The 14,709-nt window shown below is 73.1% G+C and carries 13 protein-coding genes; 6 read left to right on the plus strand and 7 right to left on the minus strand.

Going from position 1 to position 14,709, the window contains the following annotated elements; genetic code table 11:
* Nucleotides 1–130 precede the first annotated feature (130 nt).
* Nucleotides 131–2,563 (minus strand): immune inhibitor A domain-containing protein, encoded by a 2,433-nt coding sequence (locus ACFQ8C_RS13890; protein WP_383456150.1) that lies wholly within the window; start codon nt 2,561–2,563, stop codon nt 131–133.
* A gap of 476 nt (nt 2,564–3,039) precedes the next feature.
* Between ACFQ8C_RS13890 and ACFQ8C_RS13895 the strand changes: the two genes are divergently transcribed.
* Entirely contained in the window at nt 3,040–3,318 is a 279-nt protein-coding gene (locus ACFQ8C_RS13895) for a hypothetical protein (RefSeq protein WP_383456152.1), read from the plus strand.
* A 53-nt stretch (nt 3,319–3,371) separates the two neighbouring features.
* Here the strand turns inward: ACFQ8C_RS13895 and ACFQ8C_RS13900 are convergent, their stop codons facing one another.
* On the minus strand, nt 3,372–4,040 hold the full coding sequence (locus ACFQ8C_RS13900; RefSeq protein ID WP_383456155.1) for an RDD family protein: 669 nt from the start codon (nt 4,038–4,040) through the stop codon (nt 3,372–3,374).
* A 125-nt stretch (nt 4,041–4,165) separates the two neighbouring features.
* Nucleotides 4,166–5,464, minus strand: coding sequence for an RDD family protein (locus ACFQ8C_RS13905; protein ID WP_383456158.1), 1,299 nt, complete (start codon nt 5,462–5,464; stop codon nt 4,166–4,168).
* A 284-nt stretch (nt 5,465–5,748) separates the two neighbouring features.
* On the opposite strand from ACFQ8C_RS13905, the gene ACFQ8C_RS13910 reads away from it, so the two are divergent.
* Nucleotides 5,749–6,243 (plus strand): SsgA family sporulation/cell division regulator, encoded by a 495-nt coding sequence (locus ACFQ8C_RS13910; RefSeq protein WP_383456161.1) that lies wholly within the window; start codon nt 5,749–5,751, stop codon nt 6,241–6,243.
* A 28-nt stretch (nt 6,244–6,271) separates the two neighbouring features.
* Here ACFQ8C_RS13910 and ACFQ8C_RS13915 read toward each other — a convergent pair whose 3' ends face one another.
* Nucleotides 6,272–7,684, minus strand: a complete 1,413-nt coding sequence (locus tag ACFQ8C_RS13915; protein WP_383456164.1) for an FAD-binding oxidoreductase — start codon at nt 7,682–7,684, stop codon at nt 6,272–6,274.
* Between the two features lie 98 nt (nt 7,685–7,782).
* On the opposite strand from ACFQ8C_RS13915, the gene ACFQ8C_RS13920 reads away from it, so the two are divergent.
* Complete coding sequence (locus tag ACFQ8C_RS13920; protein ID WP_383456166.1) at nt 7,783–9,390, plus strand: tetratricopeptide repeat protein; 1,608 nt, start codon at nt 7,783–7,785, stop codon at nt 9,388–9,390.
* A gap of 51 nt (nt 9,391–9,441) precedes the next feature.
* Here the strand turns inward: ACFQ8C_RS13920 and hppD are convergent, their stop codons facing one another.
* Nucleotides 9,442–10,587 (minus strand): 4-hydroxyphenylpyruvate dioxygenase, encoded by a 1,146-nt coding sequence (gene hppD, locus ACFQ8C_RS13925; RefSeq protein ID WP_383456169.1) that lies wholly within the window; start codon nt 10,585–10,587, stop codon nt 9,442–9,444.
* A gap of 121 nt (nt 10,588–10,708) precedes the next feature.
* Between hppD and ACFQ8C_RS13930 the strand changes: the two genes are divergently transcribed.
* The 3 genes from ACFQ8C_RS13930 to ACFQ8C_RS13940 all read left to right on the plus strand — a co-directional run bounded on the left by ACFQ8C_RS13930 (nt 10,709) and on the right by ACFQ8C_RS13940 (nt 13,431).
* Nucleotides 10,709–11,185, plus strand: coding sequence for an Lrp/AsnC family transcriptional regulator (locus ACFQ8C_RS13930; protein WP_030753266.1), 477 nt, complete (start codon nt 10,709–10,711; stop codon nt 11,183–11,185).
* A gap of 190 nt (nt 11,186–11,375) precedes the next feature.
* Nucleotides 11,376–11,972 carry an ArsR/SmtB family transcription factor gene (locus ACFQ8C_RS13935; protein WP_383456171.1) on the plus strand — a complete coding sequence of 199 codons (597 nt, stop codon included), beginning with the start codon at nt 11,376–11,378 and terminating at the stop codon, nt 11,970–11,972.
* Between the two features lie 136 nt (nt 11,973–12,108).
* Nucleotides 12,109–13,431: an MFS transporter gene (locus tag ACFQ8C_RS13940; protein WP_383456174.1), complete on the plus strand. Its 1,323-nt coding sequence runs from the start codon at nt 12,109–12,111 to the stop codon at nt 13,429–13,431.
* Here ACFQ8C_RS13940 and ACFQ8C_RS13945 read toward each other — a convergent pair.
* Together ACFQ8C_RS13945 and ACFQ8C_RS13950 are read right to left on the minus strand one after the other, a co-directional pair.
* On the minus strand, nt 13,364–14,146 hold the full coding sequence (locus ACFQ8C_RS13945; RefSeq protein WP_383456184.1) for a S16 family serine protease: 783 nt from the start codon (nt 14,144–14,146) through the stop codon (nt 13,364–13,366). The two genes, ACFQ8C_RS13940 and ACFQ8C_RS13945, sit on opposite strands and share 68 nt — an antisense overlap.
* 30 nt (nt 14,147–14,176) lie before the next feature.
* A complete protein-coding gene (locus tag ACFQ8C_RS13950) occupies nt 14,177–14,485 on the minus strand; it encodes a hypothetical protein (RefSeq protein WP_383456176.1) in 309 nt (102 codons plus the stop codon).
* Nucleotides 14,486–14,709 lie beyond the last annotated feature (224 nt).

Below are 14,709 nucleotides of genomic sequence, written 5' to 3' on the forward strand. Positions count from 1 at the left end.
CGTGAGCCGACTGTCAATAAGGAGTCCATGAGAACTCGGTCAGCTGCACCTAAACACGATCGGCCGCCGCCCGCTAGGGGGCGACGGCCGATCATGCTTTGACCTGCGGTTTTACTGTTGAGCTAGTCGATCACTTGGTCGACGGGCCCACGCGGACCGTGATCGTCTGGCCGTTCTTCGGCTCCTTGACGACCTCGATCTTGGTGTTGGTGTCAGTGACCTTCACGCCGGCGCGCTCGGTCTCCTTGAACCAGTACGTGCCCTTGCGGTCGTCGAAGACCGGGTTGCCCGGCAGCGAGCGGACCCAGGTGGGGGCGTCGGCCTTGTGCAGCTGGAAAGCGTCCGTCCGGTACGTTCCGAAGGTGGAGTCGTACGCCTGGACGCGGTTGCGCATCAGGGTGCCGTCGTTCCACTTCAGCGGGGTCGGGTGGGCGTCGATCGGGAGGATCAGGCCCTGGCCCGGGTGGGCGGAGGTGTTGTTGTCCTTCTGGGACAGGTCCCACTTCCAGATGAGCAGACCGTTCTGGTACGGGTAGTGCTCGACCCAGCTCGCCTTGTCGCCGGCGAAGCCGAAGTTGTACGGGCCGACCTTGAGGGTGGCGTCGTACGAGACGTACTGGCGGTTCTCGGCGATGTAGTACTGCTCGTACTCGTTGGTGAAGCCCTTGCCGACCCGCGAGAAGCCCTTGGCGGTCCAGCCGTTGTCACCGTTCTCGGCGCCGTCCGCGAAGACGGTGGCACCGTCGGCGGTCAGCGTGATCGCGTCGGCGGTGAAGCCCTTGCCGCCCGCGCCGCCGTCCGTCTGGTAGCGGAAGCGGAGGTCGAACTTCTTGCCCGCGTACGCCGAGAGGTCGTAGACGAGCTTCTTGTGGGCGCCGGAGACGTCGGTCAGCGCCGGGGAGCCGGCCGCGTCGCGCGGGAGGGCCACGCCGTCGGCGGTGCCGTCCACGGCGGTCCAGTTGGCGCCGCCGTCCGTCGACACCTCGGTGTAGAGGTAGTCGTACTCGGCCTCGATGTCGTACCAGCCCTGGAGCTCCAGGGAGGCGGCCGACTTGCCCGTGAGGTCGACGGAGCGGGTCAGGGTGTTCTTGAGGTCGTCACCCATGTCGCTCCACCACTGGGTGGCACCCTCGGAGGGGGCGACGATGTCGGTGGTGACGGCCTTCTTCGGCAGCTCGACGACGAGCGCCTGCGGGTTCTTGGTGTTGTACTCGGCCACACCCAGCTTGTGGGTGGACTTCGCGCCGCGCTGCTCGTCGCTCACCTTGGTGTAGTTGAGCCAGCCGAGCTGGAGCTTGTCCCAGGCGTTCATGTCGCCGGGCATGTCGCCGATGGAGTCCTTGCCCAGGCCCAGCCAGGAGCCGGAGGACATCAGCGACCAGTAGCCGGTCGAGTTCTCGCCGCCCGCGGTGTCGTACAGGTCCGGCAGGCCGAGGTCGTGGCCGTACTCGTGGGCGAAGACGCCGAGGCCGCCGTTCTCGGGCTGCATCGTGTAGTCGCCGACCCAGATGCCGGTGTCGCCGATCGGGGTGCCGCCGGCCTTGTTGTTCGCCGGACCGGTCTTGCCCGCGCTGGTGCCGTAGGCGTACCAGCGGTGCGCCCACAGGGCGTCGGTCGCCTGGGCGCCGCCGCCGGCCGACTCGTCCTCGCCCGCGTGGACGATCTGGAAGTGGTCGATGTAGCCGTCGGGCTCGTTGAAGTTGCCGTCGGCGTCGAAGTCGTAGCGGTCCCACTGGTCGTAGGACGCCATGTCGGCCTTGATCTGGGCGTCGGTCCGGCCCTTGGCCTTCTGGTCGGCGACCCAGGCGTTGACGCCGTCGCGGACGGTGTCCCACACGTTGGCGCAGTTGGTCTGGCCGCAGTAGTTGGAGCCGTAGCGGGCCTCGTTGTACGGGACCTTGACCCAGTCGGAGACCGCGCCGTCGACCGAGTAGCGGCCGGACGAGGTGCGCTCGTAGTAGGTCTTCAGGGAGTGCTTCGGCTGACCGGTCTTCTTGTCCTTGCCGGTGCCGAAGTACAGGTCCTGGAAGTGCTTCTGGTCGTAGTCGGCCTGCCACGCGGTCGAGTTGTCCTTCGACCGGTCCGGCTCGGCTATCTCGTTGTGCAGCGGGCCGGGCGTGCCGCCGAACTTCGGCTTCAGCTCGTCCGTGTCGTCGTCCTTGCGGTCGACGAGGGTGGTGGTGTCCACCTGGTCGCCGAACTCGACGAGGATGGTGAAGATCTTGTCGGTCTGCTCGCGGCCGAGCTCGACGTACTTCTTCGCGTCGAGCTTCACGACCTTCGAGCCGCCGCGGTTCTCGACCTTGGCCTCGCCGCTCAGCACCTGCTCCAGGGCGGCCTTGCGCTGCGCCGCCTGCTGCTTGCTGAAGGGACCGTCGAGGTCGTGGTCGACCGTGGTCTTCTCGGTTCCGTTGCCCGGAGCCGGGTCCTGGCGGACGTCCGCCGCAGCGATCCTGCCGTCCTCGTTCGCCCAGGCGGTGCTGAAGGTCGAAGCGGTGGCGGCCGTGGCCGCGAGCGCCACGACGACCGCGGACGCCCGAATCGCCCGTCGTCTGTTGGTCACTTGGTGTCGTTCCTCCCCGGCGCCCACGCCCTCGGACCAGGAGGTGGGGTGTCCGTCCGGGCGGGGTCGCGCGTCACAAGTGACGACATTCGACCGGAGAGAGAGGAGAAAAGACAGATCTTGACTTGCACACACCAAGTGCACTATGCGGGTGTCGAAATCCGATATGCGGACGGTCAAGACGGGTAAAGAAAGTGAAAGTTCGGGTGCCGAGCCGGTCTCGGGGCCCGTCCGGGGCCGGTCCGGGACTGGTCGGGACCGCTTCGGGGCCGACCTCGGAGCCGGGCTCGGAGCCGGACTCCGGAGCCGGTCGGGGGCCCGCTCTCCGGGACCCTTCCGGCGGGTTCCGTGCCCGGCCGTGCCTCCCGTGCGCCCCCCGTGCTCCGGCACCGTGGGTCAGGTCACGCTTACCCGCCGTTCCTCGCGGGCATCGAGCGTCGTAGAGTCGACCGGAGTCCGGAGGGGCGGTATCCGTCATGCAGCGTCCGAACGCAGCGCAGTACGCCTACGGTTCGGCCGTCGTGGTCCTCGCGACCGCCGCGCTCCTGCTCCTGACCGGCGCCACCGGGCCGCCCGCCATCGCGGCGGCCTGTCTCGCCGGACTGCTGCTCGGCGTTCTCGTGGCGGTGACGATGCCCTCGGCGACGCGCGCCGTCAAGACCCCCGACACCACCGGGCCCGGGTCCGGGAACGACGCGGTCCGGGTACCGGCCGCGCAGGTGGGTGCGGGAGCCGATGCCCGGACCGGTTCGTGAGTCCGTGAGGCCGTGGGTCCGTTGGTCCGTGAGTCCGTCCGTTCCGCCGGTGGCTACCGCGGCAGGGTGACGACCACGGTCTTCGCCGCCTTGTCGTGCAGGCCCTGCTTGTAGGGCTTGTCGACCAGGATGAGGATCAGGATGAGCAGCGGCCAGAGACAGGCGCAGCAGATCAGGGCCGGCAGCCAGAGCACGACGGCCCGCAGCAGCGACTGGCTCATCGGGGGCGTGGAGCCGTCGTTGAGCATGGCGACGCGCAGCTTCATCAGCCGCTTGCCGACGGTCTGCCCGTTCTTCGCCGTGAGCACGGTGTCGTACGTGACGTACGCGACGATCGTGAGCAGCTGGAAGACCAGCTGCCCGCCGCCGGTCCAGGTGGCCTGGAAGTCGTCGCCGTCCACCGTCGCCCGGTCGTAGATGTCGAACGGGATGCCGATGATCGCGAGCGGCACCGCGATGATCACCCAGTCGACGAGCCGCGCGAGGACGCGGCGCCCGGTCTCGGCGAGCGGCGGCATGCCGGAGAGCGGGTCGGTGCCGCCGTAACCCCCGCCGTAACCGCCGTACGGGGGCGGGGGCGGGTACGGCGAGTCGTACGGGCTCCCCGGCGGCGGAGGCCCGGGCGGCGGGCCCTGGGGCGGCTCCCTCGGCGGCTCCTGCGGCCGCTTGCCGAACGGGTCGTCGTCGGGGGGCGGGCCGGGCGGCGGCTGGTCGGTGCTCATGGGGGCATCGCATCCCGGTCACCGGGGGCCCGCAACGGATGGACGCCCGTTCGGGGGACCCCTGCCCACCCCCCGGTCCGGACGGGGTCCGGTCCGGGGTCCCGGCCCCGGTCCGGACCCTCGGCTCAGGCCTTCGCGACGAAGGTGCCGGCCGCCTTGTCGTGCCAGCACTGGCGCCACGGGCGGTCGAAGACGCACCAGAGCACGTTGAGGACGCCGATCACCAGCAGGCCCAGGAAGGTGTACAGGAACCAGCGGCGGAGCGACCGTCCGAAGGTCGGCGGCTCGTGCGCCTCGATGTCCCTGACCTGGACGCCGCACAGCTTCTTGCCGAGCGTGCGGCCCCACTTGGCCGTGGGCAGCGCCTCGTACAGCACGCCGAGGACGAGGAGCAGGCCGAGCGCGATGCCGAACTGGACGGAGGTGGTGCCGTCGACCAGCCACACCTGCACGGTGACGCCGGAGCGCTCGGCCGCCTCGATCTTGGTCTGGATGTGGTCGAGGGCGGCGGTGACGAAGGGGAAGGCGGCGCCGGCCGCCAGCGCGCCGAGGAGGAGGGTGTCGATCACCCTGGCGAGCAGCCGGCGGCCGAGCCCGGCCGGGGGCGCGGAGGACTGCTCGCGGACGGCCGCGAGGAAGGGGTCCTCGACCGGCGGCTTCCACGGGACCACGGGCTGCTGCCCCTGGCCCTGCTGGGGCTGGGGCAGGGGCGGCTGCTGACGGGCCGGCTGGGGCTGCTGCGCCTGCTGGGGCTGGGCCCAGGAGGGGGCCGCGGGGGCCGGGGCGGGCGCGGGGGCCGGGGCGGGGGCGGGCTGCGGCTGCGGCTGCGGCTGCGGTCGGACGGGCGCGGGCGCCGGGGCGGGGGCCTCGTGGACGGGCGCCGGGGTCTCGTGGACCGGCGCGGGCGCGGGGGCCGGGGTGACGGGCATGCCGCCGAGGCGGGCGGGGGCGCTCGGGACGCGGGGGTCGGCGGCGGGCGCCTCGGCCTGCGCGGGGGCGGTCGGCCACTCGACCGGGGAGCGCGGGTCGGGCACGGCGGCCGCGGGGATCTCCCAGGCGGCCGGTTCCCGGCCGAGCGGCTCCTCGTCGAAGAAGAGGGGCCCGGTCTCCTCGACGGCCGCCCGCGCGGGGGCGACGGCCGCCGGGGCGGGTTCGGGTGCGGGCGCCGGGGCGGGGACGGGCGCGGGCGCCGGGGCGGGGACGGGCGCGGCCGGCGCGGGAGCGGGGCTCGGCGCGAGGATCGGCCCGGCCGGCATGGCCGAGGCAGGCGGCAGCGGCGCGCCCTCGCCTTCCTTGGGGGCGGGCCGGCTCGTGCCGGGCACCCAGGAGCCGCCGTTCCAGTACCGGATGTATCCGGGGATCGACGGGTCCGGGTAGTACCCCGCCTGCGGTACCTCGCCGCCGCCTCCGGGAGGAGTAGCCACTGCCCCGACTCCGTTCAGTCACAACGTTCCGTCACCACACTAAGGAGGCACAGTAACGAAGAACGCCGCCGAGGGAAGAAAGAGCCCACGAGAAAGACCGCCTTCGGGCGACACGGGGCGGAATCCCTCACTCCACGTGAGGTTCGGGCCCGTGGATCCGGGGTCGGTGGGGGTCCCGGGAAAAACTTCCCGAAAAAACTTCCCGAAGTCGCGTAATGGACCCGGGGGACCGCGCTCTCTCCAGGTGAAGGCCCGTCCGGGGCCCCCACCGAGAGGCAGCCGTCATGCGGAACGACACCGAGCCCACCACCGTCGAGCGCGAGCTGGAGCTGAAGCTGGTCCTGTCCCCCGAGCGTTCGGTCCCGGTGCCGGCCCGGCTGGCCTACCGCACCGACGACCCGTACGCCGTGCACATGGCCTTCCACATCGGCTCCGACCACCCGGTGCACTGGACCTTCGCCCGCGAGCTGCTCGTCGAGGGCGTCTTCCGGGCGTGCGGCCACGGGGACGTGCGGATCTGGCCGACGAAGGTCGACGGGCGCAGCGTCATCCTGATGGCCCTCTCCTCCCCCGACGGCGACGCGCTCCTGGAGGCCCCCTCGGCGCAGGTGTCCGCCTGGCTGGAGCGGACCCTGCGCACGGTGCCGCCGGGTACGGAGTCGGAGCGGCTCGGCATCGACGACGGGCTGGCCGAACTGCTCGCGACGACCGTGGTCGGCGACGACCTGTGGCTGCGCGACCCGTGGCCGTCGGACGAGTCGCAGGACGGCGAGCTGTGAGCCCGTACGCGCTTCCGTACCGGCGGGCTCAGAAGAGCTTTCCGGGGTTGAGCAGCCCCAGCGGGTCGAAGACGCGCTTGATCTCCCGCTGGATTCCGACGCCGACCGGCCCGAGTTCACGGGCCAGCCACTCCTTCTTGAGGACGCCGACGCCGTGTTCGCCGGTGATGGTGCCACCGAGGGAGAGGCCGAGCGCCATGATCGCGTCGAAGGACTCGCGGGCGCGCCGCGACTCGTCCTCGTCGGTGTGGTCGAAGCAGACGACGGGGTGGGTGTTGCCGTCGCCCGCGTGCGCGCAGACGCCGATGGTGAGGGCGTACTTCTCGGCGATGGCGGTGGTGCCGGCGAGCATCTCGGCGAGCCGGGTGCGGGGCACGCAGACGTCGTCGATCATCGTGGCGGGCCTGAGGGTCTCCAGGGCGGTGAGGGAGAGCCGGCGGGCCTGGAGGAGGAGTTCGGACTCGGCGGCGTCGGCGGCGGGGACGACCTCGGTGGCCCCGGCGGCGGTGCAGAGCGCGCCGACGGCGGCGAGGTCGGCGGCCGGGTCGGGGGTGTCGAAGGCGCACAGGAGCAGCGCCTCGGTGGTCTCGGGGAGCCCCATCCGCGCCGTCCGGTTGACGGCCTGGACGGTGGTGCGGTCCATGAGTTCGAGGAGCGAGGGGGTGTGTCCGCGCTCCATGATCGCGCAGACGGCGGCGCAGGCGGCGTCCGCGGAGGGGAACTCGGCGGCGAGGACGAGCTGGGCGGGCGGCTGCGGCTTGAGCGCGAGGACGGCCTTCACCACGATGCCGAGGCTGCCCTCGGAGCCGACGAAGAGCCTGGTGAGGTCGTATCCGGCGACGCCCTTGGCGGTGCGCCGCCCGGTGGTCAGGAGCCGTCCGTCGGCGAGCACGACCTCCAAGCCGAGGACGTACTCGGCGGTGACGCCGTACTTGACGCAGCACAGACCTCCGGAGGCGGTGCCGATGTTGCCGCCGATGGTGCACGACTCCCAACTGGAGGGATCCGGCGGGTAGTACAGGCCGTGCTCGTTCACGGCGCGGGACAGGACCGCGTTGATCACGCCCGGTTCGACGACGGCGACGCGGTCGACCGGATCGATCTCCAGGATCCGGTCCATCTTCACGAGCGAGAGCACGACGCACCCCTCGGAGGCGTTGGCGCCCCCGGAGAGGCCGGTGCGGGCGCCCTGCGGCACGACCGGGACGCGGTGCCCGGTCGCGGTCCGCATGACGTGCTGGACCTGTTCGACGGTCCGCGGGAGCACGACGACGGCGGGGGTCCCGGCCGCGCAGAAGCTCGCCATGTCGTGGGCGTAGGAGGCCGTCACGTCCGGGTCGGTGAGGACGGCGTCGGCGGGCAGCCCGGCCCGGAGGTCCGTGAGGAGGGCCTCGTGGGGAGCCGTCCGGGGAGCCGCGTGGGGCGTCTGGAGATCGTCCATGCCTCCAGCCTGGCACCGGCGGCCATCGGTGTGAACCCGCCGGGGCGGGCGGCCGGTGTGCTCTTCGTACGAGCGCGGGCGGGCGCACAGTGAGGCGCATGAGCCCGATGAAGAGCCAGAACGTGTCGCGGGTGGTACTCGCCTCCGGGGTGGGGGCGGTGCTCGCGGCGACGGCGCTGCTGTACCTGCCGGAGCTGCTCGGCGGGGACCCGCCGCGGCCGCCGGGGCCCGCCGAGCGGGCGGCGAGCGCGGCGCACGCGGGGGCGCCGGCGGCGCTGCCGGACCTCGTGGCACTGATCGGGGACCGGGAGGAGTGGCTGGAGGAGCACCCGGACGACGCCTCGTCGTGGGCGGTGCTGGGTGCGGCCTACACGGAGCGGGGTGCCCGGCTCGGGGACGTACGGGACCTGCCGCGGGCCGAGCGGGCGCTGAACCGGTCGCTCGCGGAGCTGCCGGCGGGGCGGGGGAACGTGGACGCCCAGCTGGGGCTCGGGGTGCTCGCGGGGGCGCGGGGGGACTGGAAGGGCGCCAAGGAGTGGGGCGAGCGGGTCAGGAAGGCCGCGCCCCGGCGGTGGAACACGTACCCGCTCCTGATCGACGCGTACAACGGCCTCGGGGACTACCCGGCGGCCCGGAAGGCGATGGAGCGTCTGGAGGAGCTGCACGGCGGGGCGGCGGTGCGGGGCCGGGCGGCGCAGGTCCACCGGGACCGGGGGTGGCGGGAGGACGCCGACGCCACGGCGCTGGACGCGGCGGCGCTGGCGGCGACGGACACGGAGAAGGCGGCCGCGCACACCCGGCTCGGGCAGTTCTCCTGGGAGCGAGGTGAGCCGGCCGAGGCGCTGGAGCGGTACGGGACGGCGCTGCGGTTCGTGAAGGACCACGGGCCGGCGCTGGCGGGGAGGGCGCGGGCGCTGGCGGCGCTCGGCCGGACCGACGAGGCCCAGCGGGACTGGCGGGCGGCGCTGGCCCGACAGCCGCTGCCGGAGTACGTCCTGGAGTCCGGGGAGATGGCGGAGTCGCTGGGCCTGGACGGGGACGCCCGGGCGGCGTACGAGCGGCTGCGGAGCGGGAGTTGGGCCTCGCCGACGACCGAGGTGGTGCTGGGGCTGCTGGACGCGGACCACGGCGCCCCGGGGGCGGCGGTGGCCCGGATGCGGGCCGCGTGGGCGGAGGGCCGCCGGTCGGTGGCGGTGGCGGACGCGCTGGGCTGGGCGCTGTTCCGGGCGGGCGAGCCGGAGAAGGCGCTGCCGTACGCCCGGCGGGCGACCGAGGAGGGCCCGCGCAGCGCCCCGTTCACGTACCACCTGGGCGAGATCGAGCGGGCGCTCGGGCGCACGGGTCCGGCACGCCGGCACCTGGTGGAGGCGTTGCGGATCCATCCGTCGTTCTCGCCGCTGCACGCGCCCCGGGCGGCGTCGGCGCTCGCGGGACTGGGCGAACCGGATCCGGACGCGGTCCCGAAGGACGCGCTGTCGGGGAAAGAGCTGAAGCGGCTCAGGGCGACGAACGGGCCGAAGGAGCCGAAGGAGTCGGCGGCGCCGAAGGAGTCGACGGGGTCGGCGGGATCGGCGGGATCGGCGGGATCGGCGGGATCGAGGGAACCCGAGGAACCGAAGGAGTCGGCGGCGCCGGAGAGAGGCGGAGCGCCTGAGGAGTCGGAGTCGGAGGCAGAGTCGGAGGCAGAGGCGACGAAGGCGGGGTGACCTCTCGCGTCCGGGCGGGCCCCGTGCCCCGCCCGGACGCGCCGGCCGACCTTACAGGTTGCCGCGCTTGTCCTGCTCGCGCTCGATGGCCTCGAAGAGGGCCTTGAAGTTGCCCTTGCCGAAGCCCATGGAGCCGTGGCGCTCGATCATCTCGAAGAAGACGGTCGGGCGGTCCTGGACCGGCTTGGTGAAGATCTGCAGCAGGTAGCCGTCCTCGTCGCGGTCGGCGAGGATCTTCAGCTCGCGCAGCTCGTCGATCGGGACGCGGGTGTCGCCGACCCACTCGCCGAGGGTGTCGTAGTACGTGTCCGGGACGGACAGGAACTGGACGCCGGCGGCGCGCATCGCGCGCACGGTGGCGACGATGTCGTTGGTGGCGAGGGCGATGTGCTGGACGCCGGGGCCGTTGTAGAACTCGAGGTACTCGTCGATCTGCGACTTCTTCTTCGCGATCGCCGGCTCGTTGATCGGGAACTTCACCTTCTTGGTGCCGTCCGCGACCACCTTCGACATGAGGGCGGAGTACTCGGTGGCGATGTCGTCGCCCACGAACTCCTTCATGTTGGTGAAGCCCATGACGTCGTTGTAGAAGGTGACCCACTCGTTCATCTTGCCGAGCTCGACGTTGCCGACGCAGTGGTCGATCGCCTGGAAGGTGCGCTTGGCCGGCGGCTCGACCATCGGGGCGGCGGCGGCGTACCCGGGGAGGTACGGGCCGGTGTAGCCGGAGCGCTCGACGAGGGTGTGGCGGGTCTGGCCGTAGGTGGCGATGGCGGCGAGGACGACGGTGCCGTGCTCGTCCTTCAGCTCGTACGGCTCCACCAGACCGGTGGCGCCCTGCGCGACGGCGTGGGCGTAGGCCGCGCGGGCGTCCGGGACCTCGATGGCCAGGTCGATCACGCCGTCGCCGTGCTCGGAGACGTGCGCGTCGAGGAAGCGGCCCCAGTCGGTGCTCGCCTTGATGACGGAGGTGAACACGAAACGGGCCGCACCGTTGGTGAGGACGTAACTGGCGGTCTCGCGGCTGCCGTTCTCCGGTCCGGAGTAGGCGACCAGCTTCATGCCGAAGGCGGTGGAGTAGTAGTGCGCGGCCTGCTTGGCGTTGCCCACGGCGAAGACGACCGCGTCCATGCCCTTCACCGGGAAGGGGTCGGCCTCACGCGCGGTGGAAGGGGTGTGATCCAGGGTCTCAGTCATGGCAGCAGCGTCCCGCCGTCTCGCAAGGTGCGCAATAGTTCGCTGTTGGGGTGGGCAATCTGTACAGCGACCAGGGAGTATGGGCGGGCGACTTGTACATCGTGACCATTCGGAGGGCGCTGTGGCGATCGATCATTTGGACGGCCGGCTGATCGTGCTCCTGGCGCGGGAGCCGCGGATCGGCGTCCTGGAGGCGTCGAGGCGGCTCGGCGTGGCCCGGGGCACCGTCCAGGCGCGGCTGGACCGGCTCCAGGCGAGCGGCGTGATCCGCGGCTTCGGCCCGCAGGTGGATCCGGCGGCGCTCGGCTACCCGGTGACGGCCTTCGCGACGCTGGAGATCAAGCAGGGGCAGGGCGCGGACGTACGGGAACACCTGGCGACGGTGCCGGAGGTGCTCGAACTGCACACGACGACGGGCCACGGCGACATGCTGTGCCGGCTGGTGGCGCGGTCCAACGCGGACCTCCAGCGGGTGATCGACAAGGTGGTGGCCTTCGAGGGGATCGTGCGGGCGTCGACGGCGATCGTGATGGAGAACGCGGTGCCGTTGCGGATCATCCCGCTGGTGGAGCAGGCGGCGGACGGGGAGCCGGAGTAACTCCTCGGACGGGAACCGGAGCAGCCCTCGGAAGGGGAGCCGGAGCAGCCCTCGGGCAGGGAGTCGGAGCAACCACGCGGGACCCACGCGGGAGCCACGCGGAACCCACGCGGGAGCCATTCGACAGTCACAAAGAAGGCGTTGCAAAGAAACCCTTGCAACGTCTTCTTTGCATCCCTACGCTCGGGGCATGCCGAACGAGCCCCAGCGGGCGCCCAGGCCGCAGGACACCCGTGTGCTCGACCCACGCTCCCTGCGCGGCCTCGCCCATCCCCTCCGCATCCAGCTCCTCCGCTCCCTGCGCCACCACGGACCCGCCACCGCCTCCGGACTCGCCGAACGCCTCGGCGAGTCGAGCGGCGCCACCAGCTACCACCTGCGCCAGCTCGCCGCGCACGGCTTCGTCGAGGACGACCCGACGCTCGGCAAGGGGCGCGAGCGCTGGTGGAAGGCGGTCCAGCAGGGCATCAGCTGGGACGAGTCGCTGCACCACGACCCCGATCCGGCGGTGCGCGGGGCGGCCGACGTCCTCCTGCACGAGGTCGCGACCAACCACACCCAGGAACTGTCGACCTGGATCGCCACCCGGCACGACTGGGACGCCGCCTGGGCCGGCGCCTCCGACATGAGCGACTTCACCCTCCGGCTCCCGCCCGCCGCCGCGCGCGAGCTCGGCGAGCGGCTGCACGCGCTGATCGAGGAGTACCGCGACCACGCCGGGGCGCGGGCGCCCGACGCCGCGCGCGTACGGCTCCACCTGCACGCGTTTCCGCAGCACGAGGGGTGACCGCCGCGCGGGGCCCCTCCCCCGCCCTCGCCCCCGCGGCGGCCCCGGTTCGGGCCCCCGGCACCGACGCACCCGCGCCTCCCCCGAACGCACCCGCACCCGCACCCACCTCGCCCACCGCCACGGAAGGGACCGCATGAGCGCCGCGGAACGGACCGACAAGAAACCCCTGTTCACCGTCCTCACCGCCAACGCCATCTCCATCGCGGGCAATTCGCTCACCCTCATCGGCGTCCCGTGGTTCGCCCTGGAGACCACCGGAAGCCCCGGCAAGGCCGGCTTCGTCGCCTTCTGCGCCGCCCTGCCGGTCGTCCTCTCCGCGATCGCCGGCGGGCCGCTCGTCGACCGGATGGGCCGCCGCCGGGTCGGCATCGCCTCCGACCTGGTCTGCGGGCTCGCCCTGGCCGCCATCCCGCTGCTGCACCACGCCGGGCTCCTGTCGTTCGGGATGCTGTGCGTGCTGATGGGCGTCAACGGGCTCTTCCACGCCCCCGGCGAGACCGCCCGGTACGTGCTCGTACCGGACCTCGCCGAGCGCGCCGGGACCCCGCTCGCCCGGGCCGCGAGCCTCTACGACGCGGTCTCGCGCGGCGCCAGGATGGGCGGCGCCGCGCTCGCGGGCGTCCTGGTGGCGACGGTCGGCGCGGACACCGTGCTCCTCGTCGACGCGGCCACCTTCGGCGTCTCCGCCGTGCTCGGCGCCGCCGGGCTGCGCCGGGTCGCCGCCGCCGCGCCGCGCCGCGACGGGCCGCCACTCTCCGCCGCGCGCTACCGCGCCGATCTGCGCGAGGGGTACGCGTACCTCTTCGGCGACCGGCTGATGCTCGGCATCATGCTGCTGGTCATGGTCACCAACGGCCTCGCGCTGAGCTGGAGTTCCGTACTGCTGCCGCTGCACGCCCGGGAGCACCTGGGCGGCCCGGCCGCCCAGGGACTGGTGGTCGCCGTCTTCGCGGGGAGCGCGCTCGCCGCGGCCCTGCTGTACGGGGCCGCGGGCCACCGCCTCCCGCGCCGGACGGTCCTCACGGTCGGTTTCCTCCTCGCCGGCGCCCCGCTGTCCGTGGTGGCGGCGACGACCACGTCGGTGGCTCCGCTCCTGGTGACGGCGGTGGCGGCCGGGCTCGGCGCCGGGGTGCTCAACCCGGTCCTGGCGACCGTGCTGTACGAGCGGGTGCCGGTGGACCTGCGGAGCCGGGTCGCCGGGGCCAGTACGGCCGGGGTCCTGATGGCGACGCCGCTGGGCGGTCTGGTGACGGGCCTGCTGGTCGAGTGGGCGGGCCTGACGGCGACCCTGCTCGGTGTCGCCGCGGTCTACTTCCTCGTGACGCTCGCCCCGGCGGTCCTGCCCTCCTGGCGCGGTCTGGACGAGAAGCCGGCCTCGGCGGAGTCCGCTAGCAGTCCGGAACCTTCGACTCCTGGCCCTGCTCCAGCGCCCGCAGGGACGCCACCGCGTCGCTGAGGGTGGAGACGGGCACGAGCCGCATGCCGTCCGGCAGTTCGGCCCGCGCGTCCGAGCACTCGTCCTTCGGGACGAGGAAGACGGTGGCGCCGTCGCGGGAGGCGGCCTGGGTCTTGAGGGAGACGCCGCCGACCGCCCCGACCTCGCCGTCCGGCGCGATCGTGCCCGTACCGGCGACGACGTCGCCGCCGGTGAGCTCGCCGCCGTCCCCGTCGCCGTCGAGCTTGTCGACGACGCCGAGGGCGAACAGCAGCCCGGCGCTCGGCCCGCCGACGTCGGCGAGGTGCAGGCTGACCTTCACCTGCTTCGGGTCCAGGTCGAGGTAGTCGAGGGCGGCGAGGGCGGCGGCGTCCTGGGACTCCTTCATCTGCCCGAGGTTGCGCTCCTCGATCTCGGCGTCGGACTTCCCCGGCGGGTAGACGGAGTCGTGCGGCAGCACCGCGCGGTCGGCGCGGAACCAGGCGTCGGCGACGTCCCCGAGGTCGACGTCCGTGCCGGGCCCGGTGGCGAGGATGGTCGTCATCCGCAGCTGCCCGGTGGTGGGCCGGACCGGGGCGCCGGTGATCGTGATGATCTCCCGCCCCTGGTCCTTCCCGAGGACGTCGACGGTCGTCCCGGGCTGGGCGATGGCGAACGGCAGCGGCGCGAGCCCCGCCACGGCGACCAGCGCGACGACGGGCACGGCGCACGCCGCGAGCACACGGGACCGGGGCATACGGGAGAGACGCGAGAGCACGCACCCAATCTACTGGGCCGGGGGTCGGAGGCGGGCGCGGGCCAGCGCGGGCCCGAGGAAGCCGCGCAGCTCCCGGCGGACGGCCGCGAAGGAGGCCGCGGCGTCACCGGGGCCGACGAGCCCGTCCCGTACCGCGTCCGTGACGAGCCCGGCGGCGCGCAGCCGGGGGACGGTCGCCGCGTGGTCGGTGAGGACCCGGTGGTTCGCGGCGCGCAGGGTACGCCGCCGGGCCCGCAGCCCCGCCCAGGAGGCCTCGATCCGCCCGGCGGGCCTCCTGACCACGGCCCGCACGGGCCGCTCGGTCCACCACACCCGCACGGCGGTCGCTGAACCGCTCCTCCGCCAGGGCCTGCCGGGCTCAGGGCGTGCCAGGGTGCGCCAGGGCGGCCAGGGCACCGAAAGCCTGCCCCGAGCCCGTCCCAGGCCGGTCCCGGGCCTGTCAGGGCCTGTCAGGCCCGGCCAGGACGGCGAAGGGGCACCCGCCCTCCCTGGTACGCCACGTCGTCGCGCAGCCCGAACTCGCCCTGCTCGACGGCTAGTCG

It is taken from the genome of Streptomyces sp. NPDC056503, assembly GCF_042794995.1.
In the GTDB taxonomy this organism is placed as follows: Bacteria; Actinomycetota; Actinomycetes; order Streptomycetales; family Streptomycetaceae; genus Streptomyces.